Below are 1,493 nucleotides of genomic sequence, written 5' to 3'. Positions count from 1 at the left end.
CAGACTGGAGCGCTGGAGTGCCTGCTGCATGGCGCTGATTCTCCTCGCAATCAAAGCGCCAGACGTTCCCAAAACTGCATCAAAAGTGAGTCAGAGCCCTTATTCCATGCCGAAACACATCCATGTCGCCGGCGAGAAGCTGTTCGTCGACTATTCCGGCCATACCATGGAGGTGGTTGACGGGCTCAGCGGCGAGGCGCGCAGCATGCAGATCTTCGTCGCTGTGCTCGGCGCCTCGAACTACACCTATGCCGAAGCCAGCTTCAACCGATCGCTACGACAAGGGATCGCTGTTGATCACGACTCAGGTGCCCGTGTCGCAATGGCACGATGTCATTGCCGAGCCGATGACTTCATGATGCCTCCGTCTTTGAACGCTTGGTACGTCGTATCCGATTGCGCAGCCGACTGATTTGTTCGTCTGAGAGCTCGATCTGCCATGGCTGGCCTTTGGCTAACTGACGGCCTGCCAGCATTCCGCGCGCGAGATAATCGAACACCGTTTGCGGGGTGACGCCAAGCTCGGCCGCTGCGCCCTGAATCGAGAAGCTGCCGTCGGGCCAGCGCATCGGATTCTTGTCCACGCCGTTGATTTTGACGGTGGGAATGCCCCAGCGGGTGCGCAACAGCCAGACGTTCTCGCCTTTGAAGGCGCAGCCTCGGGCCGCGACAAAGCCTTCCTGATTGAGTATTGCCGCGATCTCGCCATCCATTTTGTGTTCAGCATTCAACCCGACGATCCGTCGCCGCAACCGATCAATGTCGATATAGTTGCGGTAGGTATGAACGCGCCGTTGTACGTGATGCTCGCTGGTTGCGCCGGTCTGCCAGACGATCCTGAGCCACACCTGACCTCGGGTCCGCTTCTGATCAAGAACGACTTCGCGGATGACAAATCGCAGAATGCGCTTGCGATCGGCTGCCGACGTGGTGGCCGCATTCCAAATCCGCGGCAGGTTCTCGCCGAGCGCTTGTAGCCCTGCGCGTTCCGCTGGGCCAATCAGAAGCGGCTCTTGCGCGCGCCAACGCGCATGCTGCTGCTCGACCGTCTCGACGACACGCAGCTTCTCTTCCCAAGCCCGCTCAAGTGAGCGCGCCACAAGACGGTTCTCGGGCTCGACGGCGTCATACTGACGCCGGGCGCGCGCGGCCTCGTAGCGGGCGCGCTCCACGCGAAGCGCCCACTGACGCTCGAGCTGACGACTCTCTTGCTCCAGTTGGCCCGCCGCCGCGAGTGCGATCTCAATTCTGATCCGGCACCAGGGCATCGAGGAGCATCCGTTCGACCAGCGCGTCAACCGCCAAGGCCCGGACTTCCTGACATAGTGCACTGCCTTGCTGGTCCCGATCCGAGCGGCAGCAATAGACCGGATAGTCGGCATTCGGGCCCGTGTAGCGCATGCTCATGCGCCGTCCGCAACGGCCGCAGATCGCAATTCCTTATAACAGGGCTGCCCCCTTGCGCGGTACGCCAGAGTGTCCTGCCTCATAGC

The 1,493-nt window shown here is 61.3% G+C and carries 2 protein-coding genes and 1 pseudogene; 1 reads left to right on the top strand and 2 read right to left on the bottom strand.

The features are described from left to right. Positions 1–121 precede the first annotated feature (121 nt). A pseudogene (locus tag IVA78_RS28675) lies at positions 122–277 on the top strand (IS21 family transposase); the annotation flags it as partial. A 76-nt stretch (positions 278–353) separates the two neighbouring features. Here the strand turns inward: IVA78_RS28675 and IVA78_RS28670 are convergent. Together IVA78_RS28670 and IVA78_RS28665 are read right to left on the bottom strand one after the other, a co-directional pair. Beyond that, a complete protein-coding gene (locus IVA78_RS28670; RefSeq protein WP_247468901.1) occupies positions 354–1,268 on the bottom strand; it encodes a hypothetical protein in 915 nt (304 codons plus the stop codon). Next, the gene (locus IVA78_RS28665; RefSeq protein ID WP_247468899.1) at positions 1,243–1,407 is read right to left on the bottom strand and encodes a hypothetical protein; all 165 of its coding nucleotides are present in this window, start codon (positions 1,405–1,407) and stop codon (positions 1,243–1,245) included. The genes IVA78_RS28670 and IVA78_RS28665 overlap by 26 nt, the downstream gene beginning before the upstream one ends. Positions 1,408–1,493 lie beyond the last annotated feature (86 nt).

The sequence above is a fragment of the Bradyrhizobium sp. 137 genome, assembly GCF_023074095.1.
Taxonomy (GTDB): Bacteria; Pseudomonadota; Alphaproteobacteria; order Rhizobiales; family Xanthobacteraceae; genus Bradyrhizobium.
This window is presented reverse-complemented; position numbering and strand designations above follow the sequence as displayed.

Coding starts and splice junctions, on each gene's coding strand:
- IVA78_RS28670 (WP_247468901.1), bottom strand. CDS start 1,268: ATGCCCTGGTGCCGGATCAGAATTGAGATCGCACTCGCGGCGGCGGGC.
- IVA78_RS28665 (WP_247468899.1), bottom strand. CDS start 1,407: ATGAGCATGCGCTACACGGGCCCGAATGCCGACTATCCGGTCTATTGC.